Annotated in this window: 24 protein-coding genes and 4 tRNA genes; 16 read left to right on the forward strand and 12 right to left on the reverse strand. The window is 69.3% G+C overall.

The annotated features are described in order from the left end of the window. Positions 1-50 precede the first annotated feature (50 nt). The 5 genes from AVME950_RS16915 to AVME950_RS16935 all read left to right on the forward strand — a co-directional run bounded on the left by AVME950_RS16915 (position 51) and on the right by AVME950_RS16935 (position 2,122). A tRNA-Asp gene (locus tag AVME950_RS16915) sits at positions 51-127 on the forward strand. Between the two features lie 62 nt (positions 128-189). Then, positions 190-265: transfer RNA gene (locus tag AVME950_RS16920), tRNA-Ala, on the forward strand. A gap of 34 nt (positions 266-299) precedes the next feature. Then, positions 300-375: transfer RNA gene (locus tag AVME950_RS16925), tRNA-Glu, on the forward strand. 50 nt (positions 376-425) lie between these two features. After that, positions 426-502: transfer RNA gene (locus AVME950_RS16930), tRNA-Asp, on the forward strand. Positions 503-940: 438 nt separating this feature from the next. Beyond that, the gene (locus tag AVME950_RS16935; protein WP_284430724.1) at positions 941-2,122 is read left to right on the forward strand and encodes an acetyltransferase domain-containing protein; all 1,182 of its coding nucleotides are present in this window, start codon (positions 941-943) and stop codon (positions 2,120-2,122) included. Between the two features lie 46 nt (positions 2,123-2,168). On the opposite strand, the gene dmeF is transcribed toward AVME950_RS16935, so the two are convergent. After that, positions 2,169-3,155, reverse strand: a complete 987-nt coding sequence (gene dmeF, locus AVME950_RS16940; protein ID WP_284430725.1) for a CDF family Co(II)/Ni(II) efflux transporter DmeF — start codon at positions 3,153-3,155, stop codon at positions 2,169-2,171. Positions 3,156-3,216: 61 nt separating this feature from the next. Here dmeF and AVME950_RS16945 point away from each other — a divergent pair, with 61 nt between their 5' ends. The 3 genes from AVME950_RS16945 (at position 3,217) to AVME950_RS16955 (ending at position 6,228) form a co-directional block, all read left to right on the forward strand. After that, positions 3,217-3,492 (forward strand): metal/formaldehyde-sensitive transcriptional repressor, encoded by a 276-nt coding sequence (locus AVME950_RS16945; protein ID WP_272568573.1) that lies wholly within the window; start codon positions 3,217-3,219, stop codon positions 3,490-3,492. A gap of 88 nt (positions 3,493-3,580) precedes the next feature. Then, a complete protein-coding gene (locus AVME950_RS16950; RefSeq protein WP_284430726.1) occupies positions 3,581-4,792 on the forward strand; it encodes a multidrug effflux MFS transporter in 1,212 nt (403 codons plus the stop codon). Between the two features lie 83 nt (positions 4,793-4,875). Beyond that, positions 4,876-6,228 carry an MFS transporter gene (locus AVME950_RS16955; RefSeq protein WP_284430941.1) on the forward strand — a complete coding sequence of 451 codons (1,353 nt, stop codon included), beginning with the start codon at positions 4,876-4,878 and terminating at the stop codon, positions 6,226-6,228. A 107-nt stretch (positions 6,229-6,335) separates the two neighbouring features. Here AVME950_RS16955 and AVME950_RS16960 read toward each other — a convergent pair whose 3' ends face one another. The 8 genes from AVME950_RS16960 to AVME950_RS16995 form a co-directional block, all read right to left on the reverse strand. Then, complete coding sequence (locus AVME950_RS16960; RefSeq protein WP_284430727.1) at positions 6,336-7,427, reverse strand: DUF72 domain-containing protein; 1,092 nt, start codon at positions 7,425-7,427, stop codon at positions 6,336-6,338. A 166-nt stretch (positions 7,428-7,593) separates the two neighbouring features. Further along, on the reverse strand, positions 7,594-7,998 hold the full coding sequence (locus AVME950_RS16965; protein ID WP_284426305.1) for a hypothetical protein: 405 nt from the start codon (positions 7,996-7,998) through the stop codon (positions 7,594-7,596). 72 nt (positions 7,999-8,070) lie between these two features. Further along, positions 8,071-9,213, reverse strand: coding sequence for a hypothetical protein (locus AVME950_RS16970; RefSeq protein WP_284430728.1), 1,143 nt, complete (start codon positions 9,211-9,213; stop codon positions 8,071-8,073). 90 nt (positions 9,214-9,303) lie between these two features. Continuing rightward, a complete protein-coding gene (locus tag AVME950_RS16975; protein WP_502869424.1) occupies positions 9,304-10,038 on the reverse strand; it encodes an ABC transporter ATP-binding protein in 735 nt (244 codons plus the stop codon). A gap of 17 nt (positions 10,039-10,055) precedes the next feature. Further along, on the reverse strand, positions 10,056-10,814 hold the full coding sequence (locus AVME950_RS16980; protein ID WP_284430729.1) for an ABC transporter ATP-binding protein: 759 nt from the start codon (positions 10,812-10,814) through the stop codon (positions 10,056-10,058). Beyond that, positions 10,811-11,806, reverse strand: coding sequence for a branched-chain amino acid ABC transporter permease (locus AVME950_RS16985; RefSeq protein WP_284430730.1), 996 nt, complete (start codon positions 11,804-11,806; stop codon positions 10,811-10,813). Before AVME950_RS16985 ends, AVME950_RS16980 begins: the two co-directional genes overlap by 4 nt. 5 nt (positions 11,807-11,811) lie before the next feature. Continuing rightward, complete coding sequence (locus AVME950_RS16990; RefSeq protein ID WP_284430731.1) at positions 11,812-12,732, reverse strand: branched-chain amino acid ABC transporter permease; 921 nt, start codon at positions 12,730-12,732, stop codon at positions 11,812-11,814. Positions 12,733-12,913: 181 nt separating this feature from the next. Beyond that, a complete protein-coding gene (locus AVME950_RS16995) occupies positions 12,914-14,125 on the reverse strand; it encodes an ABC transporter substrate-binding protein (RefSeq protein WP_284430732.1) in 1,212 nt (403 codons plus the stop codon). Positions 14,126-14,584: 459 nt separating this feature from the next. Between AVME950_RS16995 and AVME950_RS17000 the strand changes: the two genes are divergently transcribed. Genes AVME950_RS17000 through AVME950_RS17010 form a run of 3 tightly spaced genes read left to right on the forward strand, consistent with a single transcriptional unit; the run spans position 14,585 to position 19,032 of the window. Continuing rightward, positions 14,585-16,951: a Tex family protein gene (locus AVME950_RS17000; RefSeq protein WP_284430733.1), complete on the forward strand. Its 2,367-nt coding sequence runs from the start codon at positions 14,585-14,587 to the stop codon at positions 16,949-16,951. Positions 16,952-16,994: 43 nt separating this feature from the next. Continuing rightward, positions 16,995-17,819 carry an HDOD domain-containing protein gene (locus tag AVME950_RS17005; protein WP_272568586.1) on the forward strand — a complete coding sequence of 275 codons (825 nt, stop codon included), beginning with the start codon at positions 16,995-16,997 and terminating at the stop codon, positions 17,817-17,819. 28 nt (positions 17,820-17,847) lie between these two features. Continuing rightward, the gene (locus AVME950_RS17010) at positions 17,848-19,032 is read left to right on the forward strand and encodes a phospholipase (protein WP_284430734.1); all 1,185 of its coding nucleotides are present in this window, start codon (positions 17,848-17,850) and stop codon (positions 19,030-19,032) included. A 25-nt stretch (positions 19,033-19,057) separates the two neighbouring features. Here AVME950_RS17010 and gbd read toward each other — a convergent pair whose 3' ends face one another. Then, on the reverse strand, positions 19,058-20,194 hold the full coding sequence (gene gbd / locus AVME950_RS17015) for a 4-hydroxybutyrate dehydrogenase (RefSeq protein WP_284430735.1): 1,137 nt from the start codon (positions 20,192-20,194) through the stop codon (positions 19,058-19,060). 77 nt (positions 20,195-20,271) lie between these two features. Between gbd and AVME950_RS17020 the strand changes: the two genes are divergently transcribed. Then, a complete protein-coding gene (locus AVME950_RS17020; protein WP_284430736.1) occupies positions 20,272-21,141 on the forward strand; it encodes a 2-keto-4-pentenoate hydratase in 870 nt (289 codons plus the stop codon). Positions 21,142-21,322: 181 nt separating this feature from the next. After that, the gene (locus AVME950_RS17025; protein WP_284430943.1) at positions 21,323-22,243 is read left to right on the forward strand and encodes an alpha/beta hydrolase; all 921 of its coding nucleotides are present in this window, start codon (positions 21,323-21,325) and stop codon (positions 22,241-22,243) included. Between the two features lie 20 nt (positions 22,244-22,263). Here the strand turns inward: AVME950_RS17025 and AVME950_RS17030 are convergent, their stop codons facing one another. Then, on the reverse strand, positions 22,264-22,689 hold the full coding sequence (locus tag AVME950_RS17030; protein WP_272568590.1) for a surface-adhesin E family protein: 426 nt from the start codon (positions 22,687-22,689) through the stop codon (positions 22,264-22,266). Between the two features lie 195 nt (positions 22,690-22,884). Between AVME950_RS17030 and phaR the strand changes: the two genes are divergently transcribed. Beyond that, positions 22,885-23,424: a polyhydroxyalkanoate synthesis repressor PhaR gene (gene phaR / locus AVME950_RS17035; protein ID WP_272568591.1), complete on the forward strand. Its 540-nt coding sequence runs from the start codon at positions 22,885-22,887 to the stop codon at positions 23,422-23,424. Between the two features lie 106 nt (positions 23,425-23,530). Here phaR and AVME950_RS17040 read toward each other — a convergent pair whose 3' ends face one another. After that, positions 23,531-24,496, reverse strand: coding sequence for a LysR family transcriptional regulator (locus AVME950_RS17040; RefSeq protein ID WP_284430737.1), 966 nt, complete (start codon positions 24,494-24,496; stop codon positions 23,531-23,533). Between the two features lie 86 nt (positions 24,497-24,582). On the opposite strand from AVME950_RS17040, the gene AVME950_RS17045 reads away from it, so the two are divergent. Beyond that, positions 24,583-25,458, forward strand: a complete 876-nt coding sequence (locus AVME950_RS17045) for an amidohydrolase family protein (RefSeq protein WP_284430738.1) — start codon at positions 24,583-24,585, stop codon at positions 25,456-25,458. A gap of 88 nt (positions 25,459-25,546) precedes the next feature. Further along, positions 25,547-26,470 (forward strand): tripartite tricarboxylate transporter substrate binding protein, encoded by a 924-nt coding sequence (locus tag AVME950_RS17050; RefSeq protein WP_284430739.1) that lies wholly within the window; start codon positions 25,547-25,549, stop codon positions 26,468-26,470. The last annotated feature ends 29 nt before the right edge of the window (positions 26,471-26,499 follow it).

Below are 26,499 nucleotides of genomic sequence, written 5' to 3' on the forward strand. Positions count from 1 at the left end.
AGTTTGTAGCACTTGGCTTGTGTCTTTTCACAAGCAAACGCTGCCTGCCAGGAGTGGTAGTTCAGTTGGTTAGAATACCGGCCTGTCACGCCGGGGGTCGCGGGTTCGAGTCCCGTCCACTCCGCCAGTCAAAGCCCTTGCAGGTCTTGGATGTGCAAGGGTTTTTCTTTGGTGAATGCCGAAGAAAGTGGGGGTATAGCTCAGCTGGGAGAGCGCTTGCATGGCATGCAAGAGGTCATCGGTTCGATCCCGTTTACCTCCACCACTGAGAGTTAGAGAACGGCTAGTTCCCAGGTTTTGACCCTATCGTCTAGAGGCCTAGGACATCACCCTTTCACGGTGAGTACCGGGGTTCGAATCCCCGTAGGGTCGCCAAGTTTGTAGCACTTGGCTTGTGTCTTTTCACAAGCAAACGCTGCCTGCCAGGAGTGGTAGTTCAGTTGGTTAGAATACCGGCCTGTCACGCCGGGGGTCGCGGGTTCGAGTCCCGTCCACTCCGCCATATGGAAGCCCTCGCAAGCAATGCTTGCGAGGGCTTTTTCTTTGGTTTTTGGTGGCGATGGCGGCTTGGCCGCTTGGGATTGTGTCCATCCGTTGCGGACCGACCTACAGTGGCTCTTTCACAAGAATGGTGCATGCCGCACTGCCGCACTGCCAGCGCATGGTCCGTCAGCCCATGGCCTAATAGGAGGCTGAGGGAAAAGGACTTTGACATGTTGTCGATCCGGTTGCCCATTGCACCGTCGCAGGATGGACCCCATTGCTGTGCGCAAAAAACCCCTTTGTTTTTTGGATCCGACGGAAGGCGCATCGCAGCAGACCTGTTCCAAACGGGCACAATCGCGCCTTTCGCCCCCTCGCCGTCAACGGATCGCCTCTGCCGCCACAGCCCGCCGCCCGGCAGCCTAGGGCGATGCAGGCACCGCGCGCCACCCCTTACATGCCCATCGACCGCTCCCTGCCTCCACCCCATGCTGGCTCCGCCTCCGCGCGGCTGCAGTCCATCGACGCGCTGCGCGGGCTCGTCATCCTGTTCATGCTGCTGGACCACGTGCGCGAAACCTTTTTCCTGCACCACCAGGTCAGCGACCCCATGGTCGTCGCGGCCACCTCGCCCGATCTGTTCGCGAGCCGGCTGCTGGCCCACGTGTGCGCGCCGGTGTTCGTGTTCCTCACGGGGCTGTCCGCCTGCCTGTATGGTTCGCGGCAGGGCGGAGGCCGGGGGGCGGCCTCGGTGTTCCTGCTCCAGCGGGGGTGCTTCCTGGTCGCGCTGGAACTCACGCTGGTGAACTTTGCCTGGACCTTCCAGTGGCCGCCGCAGGTGGTGTACTTGCAGGTGATCTGGGTGATCGGCCTGAGCATGCTGGCCCTGGCTGCGCTGCTGTGGCTGCCGCGCACCGTGTTGATCGCCCTGGGCGTGGCGATCGTGGCCGGGCACAACCTGCTCGACGGGCTGCATTTTCCGTTCGGCCATGCGCTGCACATTCCCTGGGCGGTGCTGCACGACCGCGGCTGGATCGAAGTGGGCGAATCGCTGCGCCTGCGCACTTCCTATCCGCTGCTGCCCTGGATCGGTGTGATCGCGCTGGGCTATGCGGCCGGACCCTGGTTCCTGGCGTCCACGGATGCGGGCGCGCGGCAGCGCCGCCTGCTGGCCTGGGGCACGGGGCTGCTGGCCGGGTTTGCCGTGTTGCGTTGGTGGAACGTGTACGGCGACAAGCCCTGGGTGGCGGGCGACACGGCCCTGGCCACCGCGATGTCGTTTTTCAACGTGACCAAATACCCGCCTTCGCTGCTGTTCATCGCGCTCACGCTGGGCATCGGCCTGCTGGTGCTGCGGGCGTTCGAGCGGGCGCGGCCCGGGGCCGGGCTGCGGGTGTTGGCGGGGTTCGGTGCCGCGCCCATGTTCTTTTACCTGCTGCACCTGTACGTGCTCAAGCTGCTTTACCTCGCGGCGGTGGCCGTGTGGGGCAAGACCCAGGGCACGTATTTCGGGTTCGACGCCATGTGGGCCGTCTGGCTGTGCACAGCCGTCCTGGCCGTGGCGCTGTACCCCGCGGTGAAAGCCTTTGGGGCCTTCAAGGCGCGGCGGCGCGACATCGCCTGGCTCAAGTACCTTTGAGCGTGGGCGGTGCCGTCGCGGGTGCCCGCGTCGGTGCGCAGCGGGGTCAGTGGGGCCGGCCGGAGGTGTCGGCCCGGTTCACCTCGACGGAGACGTGCACCAGTTCCTCGTGCACGCTCAGCAGGCGCTTGAAGAAGTCGGGCGCCACGGACGGATGGGCCGTGGACAGCGACAGGATGCAGGCATACAGGCCCGTCCCGACGCGCCACACGTGAAGGTCGCACACGCTGGCGGGAATGGGGCTGGCGGCGATCGCATCGCGGATTTCCTGCACCACGGGCGCGTCCATTTCCGCGTCCAGTAGCACCCGCCCGGTATCGCGCAGCAGCCCCCAGGCCCAGCCCGCGACCAGGGCCGCGCCCAGCAGGCCCACGGCCGGGTCGAGCCAGTCGGCGCCCCACAGCAGCCCCCCGCACAGCGCGGCGATGGCCAGCACCGATGTGGCAGCGTCGGCCACCACGTGCAGGTAGGCCGACCGCAGGTTCAGATCGGCTGGCGTCATCCCATGGCTGTGGCCGTGACCTTCATGCGCAGGGTGTTCGTGGTGTGCGTGGTGCGCGTGCCCGCCGCGCAGCAGCCAGGCGCACGCCAGGTTGACCACCAGTCCCAGCGCGGCCGTGAAGACGGCTTGCTCATACTGGATGGGCGCCGGGGCGAGGAGCCGCTGCACCGACTGGTACACCATGAGCCCGGCCACGAGCAGCAGCAGGATGGCGCTGGTGTAACCGCCCAGCACTTCGATCTTCCAGGTGCCGAAGGCGAAGCGGCCATCGCTCGCGTGGCGCCGGGCCGCGGCATACGCCACGGCGGACAGCCCCAGCGCCAGGGCATGCGAGCCCATGTGCCAGCCGTCCGCCAGCAATGCCATCGAGCCGAAGGCCCAGCCGCCGACGATCTCCGCCACCATCATGGCGACCGTCAGCGCCACCGCCCAGCGGGTGTTGCGCTCGGCCAGGGGATTGCCCTGGCTGAAGACATGGGGGTGCTGCCAGCCGGCTGCGAGGGGGGCGTTGGCGGAAGGGCTTTGGGTCATGACCGTCATGGTGAGAGATACTGTACCCCAGTATATTTTCAACCCTTCGTACAATCCGGCCATGGCCCATACCATCCACGGAAAAAAGAAGCTCCTGGCCCGCGTGCGGCGCATCCAGGGCCAGGCGGCGGCCCTCGAGCGGGCGCTGGAACAGGAGGCCGACTGCATGGCGGTGCTGCAGCAGATCGCGGCCGTTCGCGGCGCGGTGAACGGCCTGATGGCGCAGGTGCTGGAAGGCCACATCGTTCAGCACCTGGGCGACCCTGCTACCCCCGCACAGCAGCGCGCGCAGGACGTGGCGGCGGTGGCCTCGGCGCTGCGCTCCTACCTCAAATAGGCCGGGTGCTCCGGGGCAAGACCGCGCCCGGCCGCCGGCCAATCGGGCGCCCGAGCGGCGGATGCCGCCGTTGGCGACAATCGGGCCCATGTTTCCTTCGCCCTTCCTCCGCGCCGCCCTCGTTCTGGGCCTTCTTTCGGCCATCGGCCCCTTTGCCATCGACATGTACCTGCCGGCGCTTCCCGACATCGGGCGCAGCCTGGGCGCGCAGGTCGGCGCCGTGCAGTGGAGCCTGACGGCGTTCTTCCTGGCGCTGGGGGCGGGGCAGCTGTTCTACGGCCCCGTATCCGACATGGTGGGGCGCAAGCCGCCGCTGTATTTCGGGCTGTTGCTGTTCACCGCGGCGAGCGTGGGTTGCGCCCTCGCGACCGAGATCGAGACGCTGGTGGCGTTGCGCTTCCTGCAGGGCCTGGGCGCCGCAGCCGGAATGGCCATTCCGCGCGCCGTGGTGCGCGATCTGCATACCGGCACCGATGCCGCGCGCCTGATGGCGCTGCTGATGCTGGTGTTCAGCGTGTCGCCTATCCTCGCGCCGCTCGCGGGCAGCGGCGTCATCGCGCTCACCGGCTGGCGCGGCGTGTTCTGGGTGGTGGCGGTGGCCGCCATCGCGGGGCTGGCGCTGGTCTATGGCGCGCTGCGCGAGACGCGTCCCGCTGCCGACCGGGTGGAAAGCAGCCTGGGCAGCGCCCTGCGGGCTTACGGGCTCCTGCTGCGCGATCGCCATTACCTGGGCCTGGTCTTCATCGGCGGCTGCGCCATGTCGGGGTTCTTTGTCTACCTGGCGGGCTCGCCGTTTGTGCTCATCAACCACTACGGGCTCACACCCACGCAGTACAGCCTGGCGTTCTCGCTGAACGCGGCGGCCTTCATCGGCTCGTCCCAGTTCACCGGCCTGCTGGGCCAGCGGTTTGGCCTGGTGCCACTCGTCAAGGTGGCGGCCAGCGCGGCGGGCGTGGTCATGGTGCTGCTGCTGGCCTACTACCTGCTGGGCGGTGACCAGCTGGCGGTGCTGATCGCGCTGTATTTCGTGTCCAGCGCCTTCATGGGGCTGGTGATTCCCACCACGTCGGTGCTGGCGCTGGAGCAGCACGGCGCCATCGCCGGCACCGCCTCGGCCCTGCTGGGCACGCTGCAGATGCTGACAGGTGCGGCCGCCATGGGCATCGTCGGCCTGTTCGCCAATGGACAGCCCTTGCCCATGGTGATCGGCATGGCCGCAGGCGCGCTGGTGGGCGTGGCGCTGACCTGGATCACGCTGGCGGGCCCGCATGCCGCCGGACCGGTGGAGGCGCGGGTTTGAGCCCCGGTCCGGGCGCCGCCGCCGTGGGGCAGGGCGCGCCCGCCGCCTCCGACGGGCTGCCGGGGCGCGACCGTGCGCGGGCCATGCTGGTCATCATCCTCGGACTGGCCGTGGCGGTGCTGGACGGCAGCATCGTCAACCTCGCGCTGCCCGGTATCGCTCGCGAACTGAACGCGGGCGCGGCGCAGGCCATCTGGGTCGTCAACGCCTACCAGATCGCCACGCTGGTCATGCTGCTGCCGCTCGCCTCGCTGGGCGAGCGCATCGGCTACCGGCGCGTGTACCTGCTGGGCATGGCGCTGTTCGCCGTGTCGTCGCTCGGGGCCATGCTGGCCACTTCACTCCCAGCGCTGGTCGTGGCGCGCGCGGTGCAGGGGCTGGGTGCGGCGGGCATCATGAGCGTGAATGCCGCGCTGGTGCGCCTGACCTATCCGCGCGCTCACCTGGGCCGGGGCATGGCCATCAACTCGCTGGTCGTGGCCACCTCGTCGATGGCCGGGCCCTCGGTGGCGGCGGCCATCCTGTCTTTCGCATCGTGGCCTTGGCTGTTCGCGCTGAACCTGCCGCTGGGCCTGTTCACGCTGTGGCTGGGGCTGCGCGCGCTGCCGTTCAATCCGCCCAGCACGCACACCGGCGCGCGGCTGACGGTGCTGGACGTCACGCTGAACATCCTCATGTTCGCGCTGATCTTCATCGGTGGCGAGCAGCTCGGCGTGCGGGGCGAGGCCTCGCGTGCGGCGGCCCCGCTGGGCTGGGCGCTGCTGCTGGCCGGCGTCGCGGTGGGCTGGGTGTATCTGTGGCGGCAGCGGCGCGTGGCCGTGCCGCTGTTTCCGGTGGACCTGCTGCGCATCCCCGTGTTCGCGCTGTCGATGGGCGCGTCGGTCGGGGCCTTCTGCGCGCAGATGCTGGCCTTTCTGTCGCTGCCGTTCCTGTTGCTGGAGGCGCAGGGCCGGTCGCACTTCGAGGCGGGCCTGCTCATCACCGCCTGGCCGCTGGCCATCGTGGTGGTGGCGCCATTCGCGGGACGGCTCATCGGCCGCTTCGCGGATGGCCTGCTGGGCGGCGTCGGCATGGCGGTGTTCGCCTGCGGGCTGGTCGCGCTGGCCGTGCTGCCGCCGCAGCCGGGCGTGTTCGACGTGGCGTGGCGCATGCTTTTGTGCGGGGCAGGCTTCGGGCTGTTCCAGTCGCCCAACAACCACACCATCGTCGCCTCGGCGCCGTTGCACCGTTCCGGCGCGGCCAGCGGCATGCTGGGCACCGCGCGTCTGACCGGGCAGACCCTGGGCGCCGTGCTGCTGGCGGGCATCTTCGCGGTCTGGGGCCAGCACGACGGGCAGGGCGAATCGGTGGCGCTGATGGCTGCGGCCGGCTGCGCGGCGTTGGCGGGCGTGTGCAGCGTGATGCGGCTGCGGCATGGCGCCACGGCGCATGCCTGAATCCGGTTTTGGCCTTTTAGGCCGCCAGCACAATCGATACTAGGGCATTGCGCTATTAAATTAATAGCATTTCGTTTGGGGCATGGTCGGCCGCTTGAGCCGTTGCGCTATTCCAGGGGCGCCACCCGCTCCGCCAGCGTACGCAGGGTGAGGGGCGCGCACCCTTCGGCATGGTTGCTGACCGTGACGAAGGCATTCTGGCCCGCCCCGGTCACCCCCGCGATCGTGCGCGCCAGCACGTCGTGCACCTCGGGGGCCGGGTGCAGGATGCGGTCATAGGGGGCGTAGAGCTTTTCGGCGTCTTCGTACCCATAGGCGCCATGCACCGGGTTCAGGTTCCAGCGGCACACCAGCGGTCCGGGCCACAGCCGGCGCAGCAGGTGCAGTTGCTCCGCCAGCGGCGGCATCTTGGCGTGCAGCCCCACGCAGTAGGTGGCGCCGGCTTCGCGCAGCACGGCGGCAAAGTGCGGCATGAACTCGGGCGACAGCCACTCGGGGTCGCGCACCTCCACGGCCAGCACGCCGTCCGGCGCGGTGGGCGCCAGTGGCGGCTGCGCGAGCAGCATTGTGCGCAGTCGCTCCAGCACCTGCGGCAGCCGGTCGAGCTGCGCCAGCGGCAGCGGGCTCAACTGGAACACCAGCGCACCCACCTTGGCGCCCAGGCCTTCGAGCGCGGGCGCCACGAACTCCTGCGTGGCCAGCGCGGCATCCAGAAACGCCGGGTTGGCCTGGCGCCCGCGCCCGTCCTCGCCGCGCACCAGCGCATCGGTCACCAGGCTGGGCGCCTTCACCACGAAGCGGAAGTCATGCGGCACCTGCGAGGCGTAGCGCTCGTACTGGCTCACCGTGAGCGGCCGGTAGAAGCTGCGGTCGATGCTCACCGTGCGCATCAGCGTGTGCTGGGCATACACCGGCAGGCCGTTCTTGGAAAGCGCCTGCTCCGAATGCTCGCCTTCCCACAGCAAGCCCTTCCAGCCGGGGTAGGTCCACGACGACGTACCCATGCGCAAGCGGGACGGCAGCCGCGCGGCCAGCGAGCGCAGGTCGTCGTCCCAGGCCGCCGGTTGTACCGTGCCGCTGCGGCGCACGGCAGGGGCCTTGGCCTCGGTGGGCTCGGCCGATGGGGCAGGGCGTCTGGCGGGCGCCGCAGCGGGCGGCTCGGGGGGAACGGGCAGGTCGCCGAAAAGATCGTCTTGCATGGAGGGCAGGGAGTCGATGAGCGGGCGCGCGGAAGGCAGGATGCAAGGCAGGAATGCCCGCCCTGCACCGTGTCGATGTGGGGGGCTGTGGCGCGTTCTTCCAGGGCCTGGACGGTTTCCTTTCGTTTCGGCTCCGAAGCGGCGGCAGCCGGGGCACCGCCGCCCGTCACTCGCCCGAAAACAGGCCCCCTTCGTTGAGCAGCTCATAGGCGATGTCGGGGTGCCGGTCCATGCTCTTCTTGATCGCGGCAGGAATGGCCTGCCGGGTCTTGCGGCACAGCCCCCGCTGCTCCAGCACCAGGATGGCGATGCCGCGCAGGCTGCGGACCTCGTTGGGGCTGGTGGTGATGCTCAGGCGGATGCCCAGTTGCGCTTCCAGCCGGTCCTGCATGCGGCGCAGTTCGCCCAGGCTGCCCAGGTTCTCCAGCCGATCGATGAGCCGCTTTTCCTCCTCTCGCGTGAGGCGCAGCACGCGCAAGTCGCCGCTCGGCGCCTGCAGCAACGCATCGCGGTCACACACGCATGCGCCGGGCGGGCATTCGGTGCGGACCGGATAGGGGAAGGGCGTCATGGTCTTAAAGGCGCAGGCGTTGGTTGTGGCGGCGTGGCGGTGGTCTGCGCATTTTAGGGACGCCCCCCGCGCTCACTGCCCGCTGTACACCAGCCCGGGGCGCGTTCCATCAAGGTCGTCGGTCTCGCCGTCCTGCACAGGCTCCGTGCCGAAGGTGCGCCCTAATGCCACGAAGCGGTATGCGCCCCGACCGTCGGTGTAAACGGCCCAGCCGCCGGGCGTGATGGCAATGCCATTCCAGGTGCCTGCGATGCGCGCGTCCGCCACGCTGGCCACCTGCTGCCCATCGGCGGTGCGGTACACGCGCAGTTCGCCGGTGTTTCGCGAAGGGGCGGTGTCGGCAGCGCCTTGGGCGGAGGGGGCGGGGGCCTGCGGCCGCTGGACCTCGCGCACTGCAAACCGCCCTCCCGGCGCCAGCCGCACGGGGCCGCTGCCCGCATCGGTGGGGTCGGCCAGCCGCACGAAGCGACGCGCGGCGTGATCGGCAAAGCCCGCCTGGGCCTGCGGCGTGCCTTGGGACGGGCCGGGACCCGCGAACTCCACCAAGGACACATCGCCCGACCATTGGGTGAAGCGTGCAAAGGCCAGGCCCTGGCCGCCCGCATACCCGGCCAACTCGGCCGTGGCATCAGGCGCCCCCTCGGATGGGCGGGGCACCCAATGGCCGGCCTGCGGGCCACGCACCATGCGCGGCGGCGTGCCGTTGAGCACGTCGAACATTCCCAGGTCCGCCTGCTGGCGCAGCGTCCAGTCGGGCAGCGAGAACGTCAGCAGGCGATAGGCTTTCTGCCCATCGGCATCGCTGCGGTAGAACTGGGGCGTCGCGACCAACCGCACCTGGCGCTCTGCTGCGCCACCCGTGCCATCCGTGGCAGTGGGGCGGGCCAGGCAACTGTCGGGCTTGACGCCCGGAGACGGCGCCACAGCGACGGCCGGCGGCGTGCCGCTGCGCTCGCTGAGCGCGAACGACGAGACTTTGGCGGGCCGCGCCAGATCGAGTCGGTCCACGGTGCCGTTGCAGTAGATGACGTAGAGAAACCGGGGATTGGCTGGGTGGGCTTTGCCAGCAGGTACCGCCGCCGAAACGGCTTGCGCCCTGGATGTCTGCGGATCGCCGGGTGTGGCTTGCCCGGCCGAGCAAGCACCAGGCAGCAGGAGTGCGCAGATCACGGCCAGGGGTGCCGGGGTCCGGCCAGCGACGAGGAAGGGCGTCATGGAAATCAACGTGCAGGTACGGTTGCGGTGCAAGGTCGCTCTCGAGCGAGCCCGCCCCGCGTGATCGCCTGGACTGGCCTTGCTCCGAGCCTACACGCTCAGGTACTGCGCCCACAGCCCCCGATCCGCATTCAGCGCCTCGGAATCCCCTTGCCACACCACGCGCCCGCGCTCCAGGATCACGTGCCGATCGGCCAGGCCCATGAGGCGGTGCACGTACTTGTCCACCACCAGGATGGTCTGCCCCGCGGCCTTGAGCGTGGCCAGGCACCGCCAGATTTCCTCGCGGATCACCGGGGCCAGGCCTTCGGTGGCTTCGTCCAGGATCAGCAGGCGCGGGTTGGTGGACAGCGCGCGGCCGATGGCCAGCATCTGCTGCTCGCCGCCCGACAGCTGGTGGCCCAGGTGGTGCTCGCGTTCCTGCAGGCGCGGGAACACGCCGTAGATGCGCTGCAGGTCCCAGGGCTCGCCCAGGCCGCTGCGGTGGCTGGCGAAGGCCAGCAGGTGTTCGCGCACGCTGAGGTTGGGGAACACGTGGCGGCCCTCGGGCACGATGGCCAGGCCCAGGCGGGCAATGGCGTCGCTCTTCATCGCCCCGATGGCCTGGCCCGCGAAGCGGATGGCGCCGGCCGTGGGGCGCAGTGCGCCCACCAGGGTCTTGATGGTGGTGCTCTTGCCCATGCCGTTGCGGCCCAGCAGAGACACCACTTCGCCCGCGGCGATGTCCAGGTGGATGCCGAACAGCACCTGGCTCACGCCGTAGCCGGCCTCCAGGCCCTGGCAGCTCAGCAGGGGCTCGGCCACGGGCGCGGGCCCTTTGTGCATCGAAGGCGTGGGCGCGCTCATGGGGTGGCCTCCAGGGTTTCGGTGCCCAGGTACACGGCCTGCACTTCGGCGTTGCTGCGGATCTCATGGGGCGTGCCGGCCGTGAGCACCCGGCCGTACACCAGCACCGAGATGCGGTCGGCCAGGCGGAAGACGGCCTCCATGTCGTGCTCGATCAGCAGCACGGCCATGTCCTGGCGCAGGCTGTCGATCAGCTGCACCATCTGCTGCGATTCCTCCGGCCCCATGCCGGCCATGGGTTCGTCGAGCAGCAGCAGCTTGGGCGCGCAGGCCAGGGCCAGCGCCACGTCCAGCGTGCGCTGGGCGCCATGGGGCAGGGCACCGGCGATGCCGTCCATGCAGCCCTGCAGGCCCACGCGCTCTGCCAGCCGGTCGGCGGCCTCGTACAGCCCGTGCGCCTGCGAGCGCGGCTGCAGAAAGCGAAAGCTCGATCCGCTGTGCGCCTGCACGGCCAGCAGCAGGTTGTCGCGCACGGTCTGGGCCGGGAAGATGCGCGTCACCTGAAAGCAGCGCGACAGGCCTTTGGCCACGCGGCGGTGCATGGGCAGGGCGGTGATGTCGTCACCGTCGAGCAGCACGCGGCCTGCGTCGGGCGCCAGCAGGCCCGAGATCTGGTGGACCAGGGTGGTCTTGCCCGCGCCGTTGGGGCCGATGAGGGCGTGGATCTCGCCGTGCGCCACGCTCAGGTCCACGTGGTCGGTGGCCAGCAGGCCGCCGAAGCGCTTGACCAGGCCCTGCACTTGGAACAGGCTCATCGCGCGCTCCTTGCGCGCAGGTCCGCCAGCGCGGCCAGGCCCCTGGGCGCGTACAGCGCGGTGGCGATCAGCAGCAGGCCCAGCGGCATGTGCCAGTGGTCGGTGTGCAGCTTGAGTGCCTCTTCCAGCGCCAGCCACACGGCCGCGCCCAGCGGCCCGCCCCAGCGCCGGCCCAGGCCGCCGATGACGACCATCACGATGAGCGTGGCCGACTGCGTCCAGTGCATCATGGCCGGGCTCACGAAGCTGTTGCCCGTGGCCAGCAGCGCGCCCGCCAGGCCCGCCACCGCGCCGGCCAGGGTGAAGGCGGCCAGCTGCAGCAGGTACACCGGATAGCCCAGCGCGCGCATGCGCGTCGCGTTGTCGCGGATGCCCGCCAGCGCCGCGCCGAAGCGCGAGGCCGTGGCCCGGTCCAGCCACCACAGCACCAGCGCCACCAGCGCCAGCACCACCCAGTACAGGGTGGGCTCGTGCATGGCGTCCAGGCCCAGGCCGAGCACGGGCCGCATGGGCAGGGTGTAGCCGTCGTCCCCGCCGTAGCTGCGCAGCGAGACGAACACGAAGTACAGCATCTGCGCGAAGGCCAGCGTGATCATGATGAAGTACACGCCCTGGGTGCGCAGCGAGATGGCGCCCACCAGCGCAGCCGCCAGCGCGGCCAGCACCATGGCGGCGCCCCACACCACCCAGGCCGAGGTGGCGCCCGCGTCGCTGAGCACCACCACCGTGTAGGCGCCCACGCCCATGAAGCCCGCATGCCCCAGCGCCACCATGCCGCCGAAGCCCATGATGAAGTTCAGGCTGGCGGCGGCCAGGGCCACGACCAGCACCCGGCGCACGAAGCCGATGTAAAAATCCAGCCCCAGGGCCGATGCCACCAGCGGAAACACCGCCAGTGCCGCCAGCAGGGCCAGCGGCAGCAGCGCGCCGCGCCAGCGCGCGGCGGCACGGCGCTGCGGTGGGGAAGAGGAAGTCAGGGAGGCAGCAGACATGTCGCTCAGGCCTTGGCAGAAAACAGCCCCGCGGGGCGAAAGCTCAGAACCGCCGCCATCAGGGCGTACATGGCCACCTCGGCGCACAGCGGCCCTAAGTCGGCGGCCACGGCGGGCGGCAGGGTGGCGCGCAGCAGCAGCGGCAGGAAGGCGCGGCCGATGGTGTCCACCAGGCCCACCAGCAGGGCCGCCACGAAGGCGCCGCGCACCGAGCCGATGCCGCCGATGACGATCACCACCAGCGCGGGGATCAGGATGGATTCGCCCATGCCCACCTGCACCGCCATCAGCGGCCCCATGAGCGCGCCCGCGAGGGCCGCCAGGGCGGCACCCAGCACGAAGATGCCGCAGAACACGCGCCGCACGCGCACGCCCATCAGCTCGGCCATCCAGCGGTCCGACGCGCCCGCGCGCACCAGCATGCCCACGCGGCTGTGGTTGACCAGCAGGTACAGCACACCCGCCACCAGCACGCCCGCGCCCAGCACCACCAGGCGGTACGACGGGTAGGGCAGGCCGGCGAACAGTTCCACCGGCCCCGAGAGCCAGGCCGGCGTGGGCGCCATGACGGGGGAGGGGCCCCACACCATCTTCACGGCATCGTCCGCCACGAGGATCACGCCGAAGGTGGCCAGCACCTGGGCCAGGTGGTCGCGCCCGTAGAGGCGGCGCATCAGCGTCACCTCCAGCAGCGCCGCCACCGCCACCGTCACCGCCACGGCCACCAGCACCGCCACGGAGAACGAGCCGCTCTGCACATGCACCGTGGCCGCCACATATGCGCCCACCATGAACAGCGAGCCGTGGGAGAGATTCATCACGTCCATGATCCCGAAGACCAGGGTGAGCCCCGCCGCGATCAGGAAAAGCATGAGCCCGTAGCCCGCGCCATTGAGCAGTTGTTCGAAGACGAGGATCGGATTCATGGCGTGGCGCCCGGGCGCAAGGAGGTGTTCAATGTCATTTCGGTTGTTCCATGCGACGACGCGTTGCGCACGGCCCATGCCACCGGCGCGGCCCCAGGCCAGCAGCCGCCGCGCAAGGGCCGCCCCGCCGCGCTGGCGGCGTCCCCCCTCCGGGGGGAAGGCGCGAAGCGACTCAGGGGGGCTATTTCATACTGCACTGGGCAGAGAACGCATCCCCATAGTTTTCCAGCACCGTCTTGATGGTCTTGTTGGTCACGCGGCCTTCGGCGTCCTTGCCGATGGTGCGCAGGTAGAAGTTCTGCACCGGGTAGTGGTTGTTGGCGTAGCGGAAGTTGCCGCGCACCGAAGGAAACTGCGCCTTGGCCAGCGCCTTGATCAGCGCATCGCGGTCGGCCACCTTGCCGCCCACGGCCTTGACGGCCGAGTCCATGGCGGTGATCACGTCGAAGGCCTGCGCGGCGTAGATGGACGGGTAGCGCCCGCCGTATTCCTTGCGGAACGCGGCCACGAAGGCCTTGTTGGCCGGGTTGTCCAGGTCGTGCGCCCAGTGCGAGGTGTTGAACAGCCCCAGCATGGGTTCGCCCACGGCGCTGATGACGTCTTCGTCGGCCGAGAAGCCGCTGGTCACCAGCGTGATGTCCTTGGACAGGCCCGCGCCCACGAACTGCTTGATGAAGTTGATGCCCATGGCGCCGGGCAGGAAGAAGTACACGGCCTCGGGCTTGGCGGCGCGCAGTTGCGCCAGCTCGGTTGCGTAGTCGATCTGGCCGAGCTTGGTGTACATCTCGTCCACCACCGTGCCCTTGAACTTGCGCTTGAAGCCATTGATCCCGTCCTTGCCGGCGGGGTAGTTGGGCGCGATCAGCACCATGCGCTTGAAGCCCCGGTCGGCCGCGAACTGGCCGGCGGCCTCGTGGTACTGGTCGTTCTGGTAGGCGGTGCCGAAGAAGTAGGGGTTGCACTGCGCGCCCGCCAGCTGGCTGGGGCCCGCGTTGTTCGACAGGTAGGGCACCTTGGCGGCGAACAGTGTGGGCGCCACGGCCAGCGCCACGTTGGAGGCGATGGGGCCGGTGAACAGGTCGATCTTCTCGCGTTGCACGAAGCGGTCCACCAGCTGCTTGGCCTGGTCGGGGCTGCCGGCCATGTCGGTCTGCACGAACTGCACGGGCTGGCCGCCCAGCTTGCCGCCCAGCTGCTTGATGCCCAGCGCGAAGCCGTCCCGCGCCTCGGCCCCCAGGGCGGCGAACGGGCCGGAGATGTCCAGCGCGATGCCCACCTTGATGGGGGTGGCCGGCTGCTGGGCCGCTGCCGGCAGGCCGGCGCAGGCGCCCAGGACCGCCAGGGCGGTGGCGCCGAGCCGGGTGCGAAGGGAAGTGCGGGAAATTCGTGCCATCGTCAGTCCTTCAATCGTCGATCAACCAAGGGGAAAAACCAGCCGGGCCCGCTGCAGGCCGTGCCGTGCATCGCCTGGCCGTCGCGGGGCCCTGCAGCCCCACTTCGGCCCGCGTTGCCGTGCCATGCACCGGGAACGTGCGCATCGCTGGGTGCGAAGGCGCCTTGCAGGCACGGAAAGCGGATGCCCGGGCTGTCCTGATGCAAGGGGCATTCCATGCAGCGGTGGTCGCCATTGCCGCCCGGTCCTGGGCGGGCGATGGGAGTGCCTGGGGATCGTACAAGCGCACCGGGCTGCCGCGCCTACAGGTCTTCCCTGGGATGGAATGTCGCCCGGTGCCGGCCGGGCCGCCACGCAAGGCACGGGGCAGGGGGCGGTGCGGACTGAAACAAGGGCCGGGAAGGCCTGTGGCACACTCGCCCGCTTTTCCAAAGCCGAGCCCTCGGGCGCGTTTTCAGCATGCAGAAGATCATCCGGCAGATTGCCGCAGAAATCCGGGTCACCGAGCAGCAGGTGGCCTCCGCCGTCGAGTTGCTCGATGGGGGCGCCACGGTGCCCTTCATCGCGCGCTACCGCAAGGAAGTGACCGGTGGGCTGGACGACATCCAGCTGCGCGAGCTGGAGGCCCGCCTGTCGTACTTGCGCGAGCTGGAAGACCGCCGCGCCGCGGTGCTCAAGGCCATCGACGAGCAGGGCAAGCTGACCGACGCGCTGCGCGCCGCCATCGCGGGTGCACCGACCAAGCAGGAGCTGGAAGACCTCTACCTGCCCTTCAAGCAAAAGCGCCGCACCAAGGGCCAGATCGCCCGCGAGTTCGGCATCGAGCCACTGGCCGACAAGCTCTTCGCCGACCCCACGCTGGACCCGGCCGCCGAGGCCGCCGCGTTCACCCGACCCCCCGAGGTGCTGGACGATGGCAAGCCGGGTGCCGACTTTTCCACCGTGCCGGCCGTGCTCGACGGCGTGCGCGACATCCTCTCCGAGCGCTGGGCCGAAGACGCGGTGCTGGTGCAGTCGCTGCGCGAATGGCTGTGGGCCGAGGGCCTGCTGCGCAGCAAGAAGGTCGAGGGCAAGAACGAGGCCGATCCCGAGGTCTCCAAGTTCCGCGACTACTTCGAGTACGACGAGCCCATCGGCCGCGTGCCCTCGCACCGCGCGCTGGCCGTGTTCCGCGGCCGGGCGCTCGAAATCCTGGAGGCCAAGCTGGTCCTGCCCGTCGAGCCAGAGCCCGGAAAGCCCAGCATCGCCGAGGGCAAGATCGCCCTGCACCTGGGCTGGAGCCATGCCGGCCGCGCGGCCGACGACCTGCTGCGCAAATGCGTGGGCTGGGCCTGGCGCGTGAAGCTGAGCCTTTCCACCGAGCGCGACCTGTTCGCCCGCCTGCGCGACGAGGCCGAGAAGGTCGCCATCAAGGTCTTCGCCGACAACCTGCGCGATCTGCTGCTGGCCGCGCCCGCCGGCCCGCGCGTGGTGATGGGGCTGGACCCCGGCATCCGCACCGGCGTGAAGGTGGCGGTGGTGGATGCGACCGGCAAGCTGGTGGAGACCGCCACCGTGTTCCCGCACGAGCCTCGCCGCGACTGGGAAGGCTCGCTGCACACGCTGGCCAAGCTGGTCGAAAAGCACGGTGTGAACCTGATCGCCATCGGCAACGGCACCGCCAGCCGCGAAACCGACAAGCTGGCCGCCGACCTCATCAAGCTGGCCGCCAAGGCCGAGCGCGCCATCGAGAAGGTGGTGGTGAGCGAGGCCGGCGCGTCCGTGTATTCCGCCAGCGAATACGCCTCGCAGGAAATGCCCGACGTGGACGTGAGCCTGCGCGGCGCCGCCTCCATCGCGCGGCGCCTGCAGGACCCGCTGGCCGAGCTGGTCAAGATCGACCCCAAGAGCATCGGCGTGGGCCAGTACCAGCACGACGTGAACCAGAGCGAGCTGGCCCGCACCCTGGGCACGGTGGTGGAGGACTGCGTGAATTCGGTGGGCGTGGACCTGAACACGGCCAGCGTGCCCCTGCTCAGCCGCGTGTCGGGCCTGTCGGGCAGCGTGGCCAAGGCCGTGGTGCGCTGGCGCGAGGCCAACGGCGCGTTCAAGAGCCGCCGCCAGCTCATGGAGGTGTCGGGCCTGGGCGCCAAGACCTTCGAGCAGAGCGCGGGCTTCCTGCGCATCCGCGGCGGCGAGAACCCGCTGGACATGACGGGCGTGCACCCCGAGACGTACCCCGTGGTCGAGCAGATCATGCAAAAGACCGGCAAGCCCGTGGCCGAGATCATGGGCCGCGCCGACATGCTCAAGACGCTCAAGCCCGAGCTGTTCGCCAACGAGAAGTTCGGCGTCATCACGGTAAAGGACATCCTGGGCGAGCTGGAGAAGCCCGGCCGCGACCCGCGCCCGGACTTCAAGGTGGCGCGCTTCAACGACGGCGTGGAAGACATCAAGGACCTGAAGGAAGGCATGGTGCTGGAGGGCACGGTGAGCAACGTGGCGCAGTTCGGCGCCTTCATCGACCTGGGCGTGCACCAGGACGGCCTGGTGCACGTGAGCCAGCTGAGCCACAAGTTCGTCAACGATGCGCGCGAGGTGGTCAAGACCGGCGACATCGTGAAGGTGAAGGTCATGGAGGTGGACGTGGAGCGCAAGCGCATCGGCCTGTCCATGAAGCTCGATGCAGCACCCCCGCGCAGCGGCGGCGACCGGGGTGCGCCCCGCGACAACCGGTTCGAAGGGTCGGGGCGGGGCCAGCATGCGGCACCACGCCGCAGCAACGAGCCCGCCCCCCCGTCGGCCATGGCCTCGGCCTTCGCCAAGCTGCAAGGTAATAAGCGGTAAAAGTTGCGTGGATAATCGCCGGAACCTTACTTCCGGCCGTTCCATGGAGCTCATCGCCCTGCTGGGGATTCCCGTCGCGCTGCCGAGCGTGCCGCGCGCGGTGGCGCTGCTGATGAACGAGCTGGCGGCGCCCGAGCCCAACCTGCGCCGCGTCACCCAGCTCTTCGGCACCGACCCGGCCATGGCCGCGCGGCTGCTGGAAGAGGCCAACTCCCCCACGTTCCAGGCCCAGCAGCAGATCAGCGGCATTCCCGAGGCGCTGTCGCTATTGGGCGTGCAGCAGCTGCGCACGCTGGTGGCGTCCGCGCCGCTGGGCACGACCTCGCGGTCGGTGCCGGGCGTCAACCTGCAGCAGTTCTGGCGCTACAGCCTGCACACCGCCAAGCTGGCGCGGTCGCTGGCCGGCAGCGTGCACCACAACCAGATCGCGGCATACACCGCGGGCCTGCTCCACGGCGTGGGCGAGTTGCTGCTGCACCTGGGCAATCCGGACCGCGTGCAGGCCATCAACCGGCTGGTCGGCCCCTTCGATCCGCGCCGCTCCAAGCTGGAGCAGCGGCTGCTGGGCTACTGCTATTCGCAGGTGAGTGCCGGCATGGCGCGCCGCTGGCAGTTGCCGCAGGTGGTGGTGGATGCCTTGCAGTACCAGAGCGCGCCGTTCGAGAACAGCGTGTACGAGCCCCTAGCCGGCGTGCTGCACCTGGCCGCCTGGCGCGTGCGGGCCCGCGAGGCGGCGCTGGGCGAGAAGGAGCTGGCGGTGTCCTTTCCCGGCGAGGTCGGGCTGGCGCTGGGGCTCGATATCGACATGGTGCTGCAGCAGGACCCGATCGACTGGACCGTGCGCCCCGACCCGGGCGACTACGTGTGAGCGCCGTGGCGCGCCGGTGCCCCGGCCGATGAAGGCGCTGCGCATCCACGCGGGGCCGCTGGCGCGGGCGCACATCGCCCGGCACGGCCTGCAGCCCGCCGACATCGGCGTGATACCTGCCGCAGCCGGCGGACCCAAGGGGCTGGTCCTCGGGCCGCTGGACCGATTCGTGTTCGGGCACTGGCTGCAGGGCTCCACCCAGCCGGTGCATCTGGTGGGCGCCTCGATCGGCGCCTGGCGCATGGCCACTGCCTGCCTGGACTCGCCCGAGGCCGCGCTGGAGCGGCTGGAGCACGCCTACATCCACCAGCACTACGCGCCGCCGCCCGGCCGCCAGCGCCCCACGGCTGCGCAGGTGAGCACGCAGTTCGGGCAGGGGCTGCGCGACTTCTACGGCGCGCAGGTGGGGCCATTGCTCGCGCACCCGCGCTGGCGGCTGCACATCGTGACTTCGCGGGGGCGGCACCTGCTCTCGCGCGAACGCCGGCTGGCCACGCCGCTCGGCTACCTGGGCGCGTTCACCGCCAACGCGGTGCACCGCCGCGCGCTGGGGTGGTGGCTGGAGCGGGTGGTGTTCTCCATCCCGGCTGGCGATGCCCCCGGCGCCGCCATGGCGCCGCTGCCGTTCGCCACCACTGACTACCCCACGCGGCAGGTGGCGCTGACCGGGGCCAACTTTTTGCCGGCGCTGCAGGCCAGCTGCTCCATTCCCTTCGTGCTGCAGGCGGTGCACGACATTCCGGGCGCGCCGGCCGGTGCCTACTGGGACGGGGGCCTGACCGACTACCACCTGCATCTGCGCTACCGGCCGCTGGCGGACATCGAACGGATGGATGCTATAAAAAATATAGCGATATGCCCTAGTGTTGATTGTGCTGGAGGCCAAAAACGTTCAGATCCCCCTGGCGCCTTGGTGCTGTACCCGCACTTCCAGCAGAGCGTGGTGCCCGGCTGGCTGGACAAGGGCCTGCGCTGGCGCCACCGCGCCACGCCCGCGCTGGACCGCATGGTGGTGCTGTCGCCGCACCCCGACTGGGTGCGCACGCTGCCGAACGCCAAGCTGCCCGACCGCAACGATTTTCTGCACTACGGCAGCGACCTGACCGCTCGGGTGCGCGCCTGGAGCGCGGCCACGTCGGCCAGCCGCCAGCTGGCCGACGAGTTCGCCGAATGGCTGCGCCGGCCTGACCCGGCGGCGGTCCTGCCGCTTTGAGGGCGGGCCGCCGCGGCCGCAACGCTCACATCGATTCGGCGAGCATCGCCCGGTAGTCGTCCACGCTCGCCTCGCGCGGGTTGGTCTTGTGGCAGTGGTCGGCCATGGCGCCTTCGATCACGTCGCCGAACAGCGCCTCGGTCACGCCCATCGCGGCCAGGCCCGTGGGCAGCCCCAGCCGCGCGCTCATGTCGCGGATGGCCTCGGGGATGTCGCCCGCGGACGCCAGCCCCATGGCGTGGGCCATGCGCTCCAGGCGCCGGTCTTTCTGCACGGCGGGGTCCTGCGCGTTGAAGCGCACCACGGCGGGCAGGAACACCGCGTTCAGCGTGCCGTGGTGCAGCCGCGGGTTCACGCCGCCCAGGCTGTGGCTCAGCGAATGCACGCAGCCCAGCCCTTTCTGGAACGCCATCGCGCCCTGCATGCTCGCGCTCATCATGTTCAGGCGGGCCTCGCGGTCGCTGCCGTCGCGGGTGGCGCGTTCGATGTGCGCCCAGCCGCGCGTGAGGCCTTCCAGCGCGATGCCGTCGGCCGGTGGGTTGAAGGCCGAGGACATGAAGGTCTCCATGCAGTGCGCGATCGCGTCCATGCCGGTGGCGGCCGTCAGCGCGGGCGGCAGGCCCAGGGTCAGGCCCGGGTCGCAGATGGCCGTCTTGGGCACCAGGTGCCACGAGTGGAAGCCCAGCTTGCGGTGGTCGTCCACGATGATGATCGCGCCGCGCGCCACCTCGCTGCCGGTGCCGGCGGTGGTGGGCACGGCAATCAACGGCACGGCGCGCTCGGTGATGCGCGGCGAGCCGCCCTCGATGGTGGCGTAGTGCGTGAGCGGCCCTTCGTGCGTGGCCGCGATGGCGATGCCCTTGGCGCAGTCGATGGCCGAGCCACCACCCACCGCGATGAGGCCGTCGCAACCGTGGTCGCGGTACACCTGCACGGCGGCGCGCACAGCGGCTTCGGTGGGGTTGGACGGCGTCTGGTCGAACACGGCCACGGGCACGCCGGCCAGTGCATCCAGCGCGTGCTGCAGCACGCCGGCGGCTTTCACGCCGGGGTCGGTCACCACGAGCGGGCGCGTGATGCCCACGCGGTTGCACTCCTGTTTCAGGAGCTGGATGGCGCCGAATTCGAACTGGATCTGGGTGACGTAGTAGATGAAGGCCATGGTGGATTGCGAGGATGCGCCCAGGGCGCGGTTGTGGTTAGCATGCCGGCCAGCCAATCTACAACCGGGAGCCTTCCATGGCCATGCAGCAAACCCTCATCGCCGCCGTGCTAGCGGTCGCCTGTGCGACAACCGCCCAGGCCGAATGCCCGAGCGACGTCCAGGTGGCCGAACTGGCCGCCCATTACTCGGGCAGGACGCCCGCCGCCAACCTGCCGCCCCTGAGCGATGCCGATGCCGCCTGCACGCGCGCCAAGTTCAATGCCTTGCTGGCACACCGCCTGGGCCGGGTGGTGGGCTACAAGGCGGGGCTGACCAACCCCGCAGTGCAAAAGCGCTTCGGCACCGACAAGCCGGTGTGGGGCAAGCTGTACGAAGGCATGGTGCTGCGCGACGGCGCCGTGGTGGATGCGGCGTTCGGCGCCCGCCCGCTGTTCGAGGCCGACATGCTGGTGCGCGTCAAGAGCGCCGCCATCAACCATGCGCGCACGCCGATGGAGGTGCTGGAGCACATCGACCAGGTCATCCCTTTCATCGAGCTGCCCGACCTGCTGGTGCAGGCGCCGCCCCAGCTCAACGGGGCCGGCGTGGCAGCCATCAACGTGGGGGCGCGGCTGGGCGTGGCTGGCGCCCCCATTGCCGTGCCGCGCCTGCGCGCGGAGCGCTATGCGATGGTGGACGCGCTCCAGAACATGGCGGTGACGCTCACCGATGGCCAGGGCGCGCGGCTGGGCGGCGGCAGGGGCAGCGACATCCTGGGCCACCCGCTCAACGCCGTCGTCTGGCTGGCCGAGGCGCTGGCCAAGGAGGACATCACCCTGCAGCCGGGCGATCTCGTGAGCCTGGGGTCGTTCTCCGCGCTGCTGCCGCCGCGGCCGGGGCTGGAGGTCACCGCCACGTTCGACGGGCTGCCGGGCGCGGCGCCAGTGCGCGTGACGTTCCGGTGATGCGCTGCCGTTGAGCGAGGGCGGGAACGCCGGCCGGGGCGAATAACCCAGCCCCGCCTGCCCACGGCCGAGTTGCGGGATGATCGGGCCCTTATCCTTTTGGCCCTTTTTCCGCCATCCCACGGGGTGGCCCGCGACCGTGACACCTTCCGCCCCATCTACCGCCCGGCTCACCCCGCAGATGCGCAGCGTCATCGACCGCATGGAGCGCGCCGGCCGGCCGCCCCTGCACACGCTGCCCCCCGCCGAGGCCCGCGCCGCCTACGAGGCTGGTGCCGGCGTGCTCGAAGTGCCCAAGGCCGCCCTCGAGCGCGTGGAAGACCTGCACATCCCCGCCCGTGACGGCCATGCCTTGCCGGCCCGCCTGTACGCCCCCACGCGCGGTGCGCCGCTGCCGGTGCTGCTGTACCTGCACGGTGGCGGCTTCACCATCGGCAGCGTGGCCACGCACGACGTGCTGTGCCGGGAGCTTTCGCGCCTGGCGGGCTGCATGGTGGTGTCGCTGGACTACCGGCTGGCGCCGGAGCACCGGTTTCCCACGGCCTCCAACGATGCGTGGGATGCGCTGGCCTGGCTCGCGGCGCAGGCCCATGCACTGGGCGCCGACCCGGCGCGCATCGCCGTCGGGGGCGACAGCGCGGGCGGCACGCTGTCGGCCGTCAATGCCATCCTGGCGCGCGATGCCGGCCTGCCGCTTGCGCTGCAGTTGCTGTTCTACCCCGGCTGCACCGCCCACCAGGACACGCGCTCGCATGCTGCGTTCGCCCACGGCCTGGTGCTGGAGGAGCCCGCGATCACCTGGTTCTTCGGCCACTACGTGCGCGGGCCCGCGGACCGCGACGACTGGCGCTTCGCCCCGCTGAACGCGCCCGACGTCGACGGCGTGGCGCCGGCCTGGATCGGGCTGGCCGAATGCGATCCGCTGGTGGACGAAGGCGTGGCGTATGCCGACAAGCTGCGCGCCGCCGGCGTGGCGGTCGATCTGGAGATCTACCGAGGCGTGACGCACGAGTTCATCAAGATGGGCCGAGCGATCCCGGAAGCCCGCCAGGCGCATGCGGATGCGGCGCGGGCGCTGCGCACGGCGTTCGGGCTGGCCTGAGCGGGGTTGGCCGTGCCGGCTCAGCGCTTCCTGCAGGAGGCGGTGATCAGCTTGCGCGCCGGCTCGCCGGGGATGCCGGCGAAGGACACCGGCGCCTCGTCTTCCTTGAATTCCTCGCGCGCGGTCACGGGGCCTTGCCACACGGGCTCGGCGTAGTAGTTCAGGGCCAGGTACCACCCCTTTTGCGTGCCGCAGTCGATCACGGCCACGCCCTTGAACGAGCGGTAGGGGTGCTTGCGGTAGCTGGAGCGCTGGGTGCTGCGCGATACGCGCACTTCCATGGTGAACTGGTTCTGCCAGGGAATCTGCGTGGGGTTGATCTGCACCAGGTCACCCGTCTTGTCTTCCGGAAAGCCCTGGATCGTGAGCCATTGTTCGTCGGTTTGCGCGTGTGCCTGTGCTGTCAGGAGCAGGGCCGCTAACAGAGCAGGGCGAAGGGGGGACACGGGGCCTCCAAGGATGGGGTGCAAACGGTGCAGCGGCGAATCTTATGCGATCTGCGCCGCCTCGGATTGACGTGGATCAAGGCGGCAAAGCCGCATCAGGGTAATCCTGCGAAAGGGCGCGCTGCTGCGCTCCCTAAAATCGGTTGCACTGCAAACGATCAAAATCATGGGTGCCCCGCACCCCAGGAGCCCGCTGTGCCAGAAACCACGTCCCCCCCAACCCCCTCGACCGCACAGCAGAGGATCATCAAGAAGTACCCCAACCGCCGGCTGTACGACACCTCCACCTCCACCTACATCACCCTGGCCGAGGTCAAGCAACTCGTGATGGCGGGCGAGCAGGTCGTGGTGCGCGATGCCAAGACCAGCGAAGACCTCACGCGCAGCATCCTGCTGCAGATCATTCTGGAAGAGGAAGCCGGCGGCGCGCCCATGTTCACCGAGGCCGTGCTGGCCAACATCATCCGTTTCTACGGCCACGCCATGCAGGGCTTCATGGGCGCCTACCTGGAAAAGAACGTGCAGGTGTTCACCGACATCCAGGCCAAGATGGCCGAGCAGTCCAAGGGCATCACGCCCGAAATGTGGTCGCAGTTCATGAACCTGCAGTCGCCCATGTTCAAGGGCATCATGGGCAGCTACGTGGACCAGTCGCAGGCCATCTTCACGCAGATGCAGGAGCAGATGCAAAAGCAGACCGAGCAGATGCTCGGCGCCTTCGGCATCAAGCGCTGAAGGCAGGCCCCAGAGCCCGGGCGAGGGCCTGGGAGCGGGAGTCGTCCCCGGGCCAGTGCGGCCGCTTCACCCACGCACGGGCTTTGCCGAGCGCCGCGGCGCGCCGTCAGTCCTGCACGTGGGATTTCCGGTGGGCGTCCTGGAAGATCCGGTGGATCAGTTCCCTGAACCACTTGTGCCCCGGATCGTGGTCGTTGCGGGGATGCCAGACGGCGTCGATCGACAGCGCCAGTTCCGGCAGCGGCATGGGGAAGGCAACGCAGTTCGATCCGGAAAGCACGCTGTCCATCCAGTGCGCCGGCATCGCTGCGATCAGGTCGGTGGATTCGATCACCGGCACCATGCCCTGCCACGTAGGCACCTGCACCATGACCCGGCGTGCCAGGCCGCGTTCGGCCAGCAGTTCGTCCAGGATGTTGCTGCCCACCCCCGACACCTTGAGATGCCCCAGTTCGAGGTACTTTTCCAGCGTGAGCGGGGTGGAGGCGGCAGGGTGGTCCTTTCTCATGAGCACCATCCAGCGGTCATCCAGGATGCGCCGCGAGGCCGAGAGAACGGAGTGCCCCCGCGACACCGAGAGCCTGATTTCCACCCCTTCGTACTCGACGCGGTCCGAAGGCTGGCGCATCTCGAATGACTGCACCGACAGGCTGATGCCGGGCGCCACGGAACGCAGCTCGGTGCACAGGCGTGGGAGCAAGAGGACCCCCACGTAGTCGGACACGCGCAGAAGAAACGTTCTGCGCGCCGTTGCGGGATCGAACGCGCCGGCCACGCCGATGGCGTTCTCGATTTCGCTGAAAGCCTTGCGGAAACGCGTCGCCAGGCGAACGGCCTCCGGGGTGGGAACCATGCCCTCTGCCGTGCGCAGCATCAACGGGTCATTGAACTGCTCGCGCAGGCGCCGCAGTGCGTGGCTGACGGCGGAAGAGGTCAGATTGAGCCGGGCCGCTGCCTTGGCCACGCTGCGCTCCTCCACCAGCGCCTCGAACATCACCAGCAGGTTGAGATCGATTTTGCGCAGGTTGACGACCGCGCGGTCCTGATGGGTAGTGGGTTGAATATGGTTCATCTTGATGATGATGGTAATGAATTTGACTAACCACCCCTGCGGCAAAAACAATCCGGTCAGCAGTTCAACCCGACCGTCTGGAATCCATGCCCATCACAAACCGCCACGGCGCAGCCCATCAGGCGCTGCCCGGTGCAACAGAAAGAGTCTTTCCGCAAGGGGCGTGCGACACGCACCTGCACGTCTTCGGATCCCCCGGCGAATTTCCATTCATCGCCGAGCGTGCCTACACCCCGCCATCCGCCACGATCGAGCAGTACTGGTCTGCCTACCGCCCTTTGGGAATGGACCGGTGCGTTCTGGTGCAGCCCAGCGTGTACGGGCGCGACCACTCGCTCTTGAAGCGGACATTGGGCGACGCCGCCGCGGGCAGCATGCGCGGCGTGGCGGTGATCTTCGAAGACACGCCGGACACCGAGATGGAGGAACTTCACCGGCTGGGCGTTCGGGGCGCGAGATGCAATGCGCTGTTCAGCGGCGGTGTTTCCATCGCCAGCGTGCAGTCGATTGCCGGTCGGGTGAAAGGGCTGGGCTGGCACATCCAGTTGCTCGTCGACATCAATGAAGACATCCGCCTCGTCCAGGGCCTCGCCGAGAGCGGCATGACCGTGGTGGTGGACCACTTCGGCCACCCCTCGGACTGCAGCGACATCGACAGCCGGGGCATCCGGAGCCTGCGGAGCCTGATGCGGGAAGGGTGCGCCTGGGTCAAGTTCTCGGGCGCCTACCGGATCTCTGCGGCGGCGTCCGGCGTGGACCCTGCCGTGCTGCCACTGGCGCACAGCCTGGTACAGGCCAATCCCCACCGCATCGTCTGGGGATCGGACTGGCCCCACCCCGGCATCGACGCCACGTCCATCGCCAGCGCGGAACTGGCAGGCCTCATCACCCACTGGTTTCCCGAGGAAATCAGGCGCAAGGCGCTGGTCGACAACCCGACCCGGCTTTATTGGGAAGACTGATTTTTCTAAAAGGAGACATGGCATGTTCAATCCACCATCCAGCCGCAGAGGCTTCTTGCAAGGCGCCGCATCGCTCGCGGCATGTTCCATGGCTGTCCCGTCCGGGGCCCAGAACCGCTTTCCCTGGAAACCGATCACGCTGGTGGTGCCCTTCGCGCCCGGCGGGAATGTGGACATCGTCGCGCGCTCGCTGGGCGTGCCGTTGACCAAGTGGGTCGGGCAGTCCGTGATCGTGGACAACCGCGCGGGCGGCGGGGGTGCCGTCGGCACGAGCACGGTGGCGCGCGCCGAGGCCGACGGGCACACCTTGCTGGTGGCAACGCCGGGGCAACTGGGCACCCTTCCGGAGATCATCAAAACGCCTTACAAGGCCGACAGCCTGGTGCCGGTGGCGGTGCTCAGCCGCACACCGGTCGTCGTGGTCGTGCGTGCCAACGACCCACGGTTCAAGACCGCGGCCGATTTCATCAAGGCGGTGAAGTCCACGAGCCAGGGCGTGACGGTCGGCCATGCGGGGCCGGGCTCTCCCAACCACCTGGCGTTGCTCCAGTTCGAGGATTCCGCCCAGGCCCAGGTCAATGCGGTGCCCTACAAAGGATCGGGGCCGGCGCTGGTGGACCTGATGGGCGGTCAGATCGACGCGGTGATCGATCAGATCACCAGCTCCACCCCGCACATCAAGGGTGGCGCGCTCCGCGCGGTGATGGTGCTGGGACCGCAGGCGGGCGGGCTGCTCGCGAGCGTGCCGACGCAGGCCCAGCTGGGCTTGCCGGTGTTCGATGCGACCACCTTCGTCGGGGTCTTCGCGCCCAAGGCGACGCCTTCCGCCAGCGTCGCCAGCCTGCATGAATGGATGACCAAATCGGTGGCCCAGCCGGAGTTCACCAACGTGATCCGGGATCTGGGCAGCGAGCCGGTGGGGGAGGGGGGGGCTGCGCTGCAACGGCTGGTGAGTGGCGAAGTCGCTTTGGCCACGCGAATGGTCAAGCAGGGACGGCTCAAAGCCGACTGAGCCGTAACGTGGGCTTTGGCGTGAGGCCC

This window comes from Acidovorax sp. SUPP950 (genome assembly GCF_030158935.1).
Lineage (GTDB): Bacteria > Pseudomonadota > Gammaproteobacteria > Burkholderiales > Burkholderiaceae_C > Paracidovorax.

Coding starts and splice junctions, on each gene's coding strand:
- AVME950_RS16935 (WP_284430724.1), top strand. CDS start 941: ATGCCCATCGACCGCTCCCTGCCTCCACCCCATGCTGGCTCCGCCTCC.
- dmeF (WP_284430725.1), bottom strand. CDS start 3,155: ATGACCCAAAGCCCTTCCGCCAACGCCCCCCTCGCAGCCGGCTGGCAG.
- AVME950_RS16945 (WP_272568573.1), top strand. CDS start 3,217: ATGGCCCATACCATCCACGGAAAAAAGAAGCTCCTGGCCCGCGTGCGG.
- AVME950_RS16950 (WP_284430726.1), top strand. CDS start 3,581: ATGTTTCCTTCGCCCTTCCTCCGCGCCGCCCTCGTTCTGGGCCTTCTT.
- AVME950_RS16955 (WP_284430941.1), top strand. CDS start 4,876: ATGCTGGTCATCATCCTCGGACTGGCCGTGGCGGTGCTGGACGGCAGC.
- AVME950_RS16960 (WP_284430727.1), bottom strand. CDS start 7,427: ATGCAAGACGATCTTTTCGGCGACCTGCCCGTTCCCCCCGAGCCGCCC.
- AVME950_RS16965 (WP_284426305.1), bottom strand. CDS start 7,998: ATGACGCCCTTCCCCTATCCGGTCCGCACCGAATGCCCGCCCGGCGCA.
- AVME950_RS16970 (WP_284430728.1), bottom strand. CDS start 9,213: ATGACGCCCTTCCTCGTCGCTGGCCGGACCCCGGCACCCCTGGCCGTG.
- AVME950_RS16975 (WP_502869424.1), bottom strand. CDS start 10,038: ATGCACAAAGGGCCCGCGCCCGTGGCCGAGCCCCTGCTGAGCTGCCAG.
- AVME950_RS16980 (WP_284430729.1), bottom strand. CDS start 10,814: ATGAGCCTGTTCCAAGTGCAGGGCCTGGTCAAGCGCTTCGGCGGCCTG.
- AVME950_RS16985 (WP_284430730.1), bottom strand. CDS start 11,806: ATGTCTGCTGCCTCCCTGACTTCCTCTTCCCCACCGCAGCGCCGTGCC.
- AVME950_RS16990 (WP_284430731.1), bottom strand. CDS start 12,732: ATGAATCCGATCCTCGTCTTCGAACAACTGCTCAATGGCGCGGGCTAC.
- AVME950_RS16995 (WP_284430732.1), bottom strand. CDS start 14,125: ATGGCACGAATTTCCCGCACTTCCCTTCGCACCCGGCTCGGCGCCACC.
- AVME950_RS17000 (WP_284430733.1), top strand. CDS start 14,585: ATGCAGAAGATCATCCGGCAGATTGCCGCAGAAATCCGGGTCACCGAG.
- AVME950_RS17005 (WP_272568586.1), top strand. CDS start 16,995: ATGGAGCTCATCGCCCTGCTGGGGATTCCCGTCGCGCTGCCGAGCGTG.
- AVME950_RS17010 (WP_284430734.1), top strand. CDS start 17,848: ATGAAGGCGCTGCGCATCCACGCGGGGCCGCTGGCGCGGGCGCACATC.
- gbd (WP_284430735.1), bottom strand. CDS start 20,194: ATGGCCTTCATCTACTACGTCACCCAGATCCAGTTCGAATTCGGCGCC.
- AVME950_RS17020 (WP_284430736.1), top strand. CDS start 20,272: ATGGCCATGCAGCAAACCCTCATCGCCGCCGTGCTAGCGGTCGCCTGT.
- AVME950_RS17025 (WP_284430943.1), top strand. CDS start 21,323: ATGCGCAGCGTCATCGACCGCATGGAGCGCGCCGGCCGGCCGCCCCTG.
- AVME950_RS17040 (WP_284430737.1), bottom strand. CDS start 24,496: ATGAACCATATTCAACCCACTACCCATCAGGACCGCGCGGTCGTCAAC.
- AVME950_RS17045 (WP_284430738.1), top strand. CDS start 24,583: ATGCCCATCACAAACCGCCACGGCGCAGCCCATCAGGCGCTGCCCGGT.
- AVME950_RS17050 (WP_284430739.1), top strand. CDS start 25,547: ATGGCTGTCCCGTCCGGGGCCCAGAACCGCTTTCCCTGGAAACCGATC.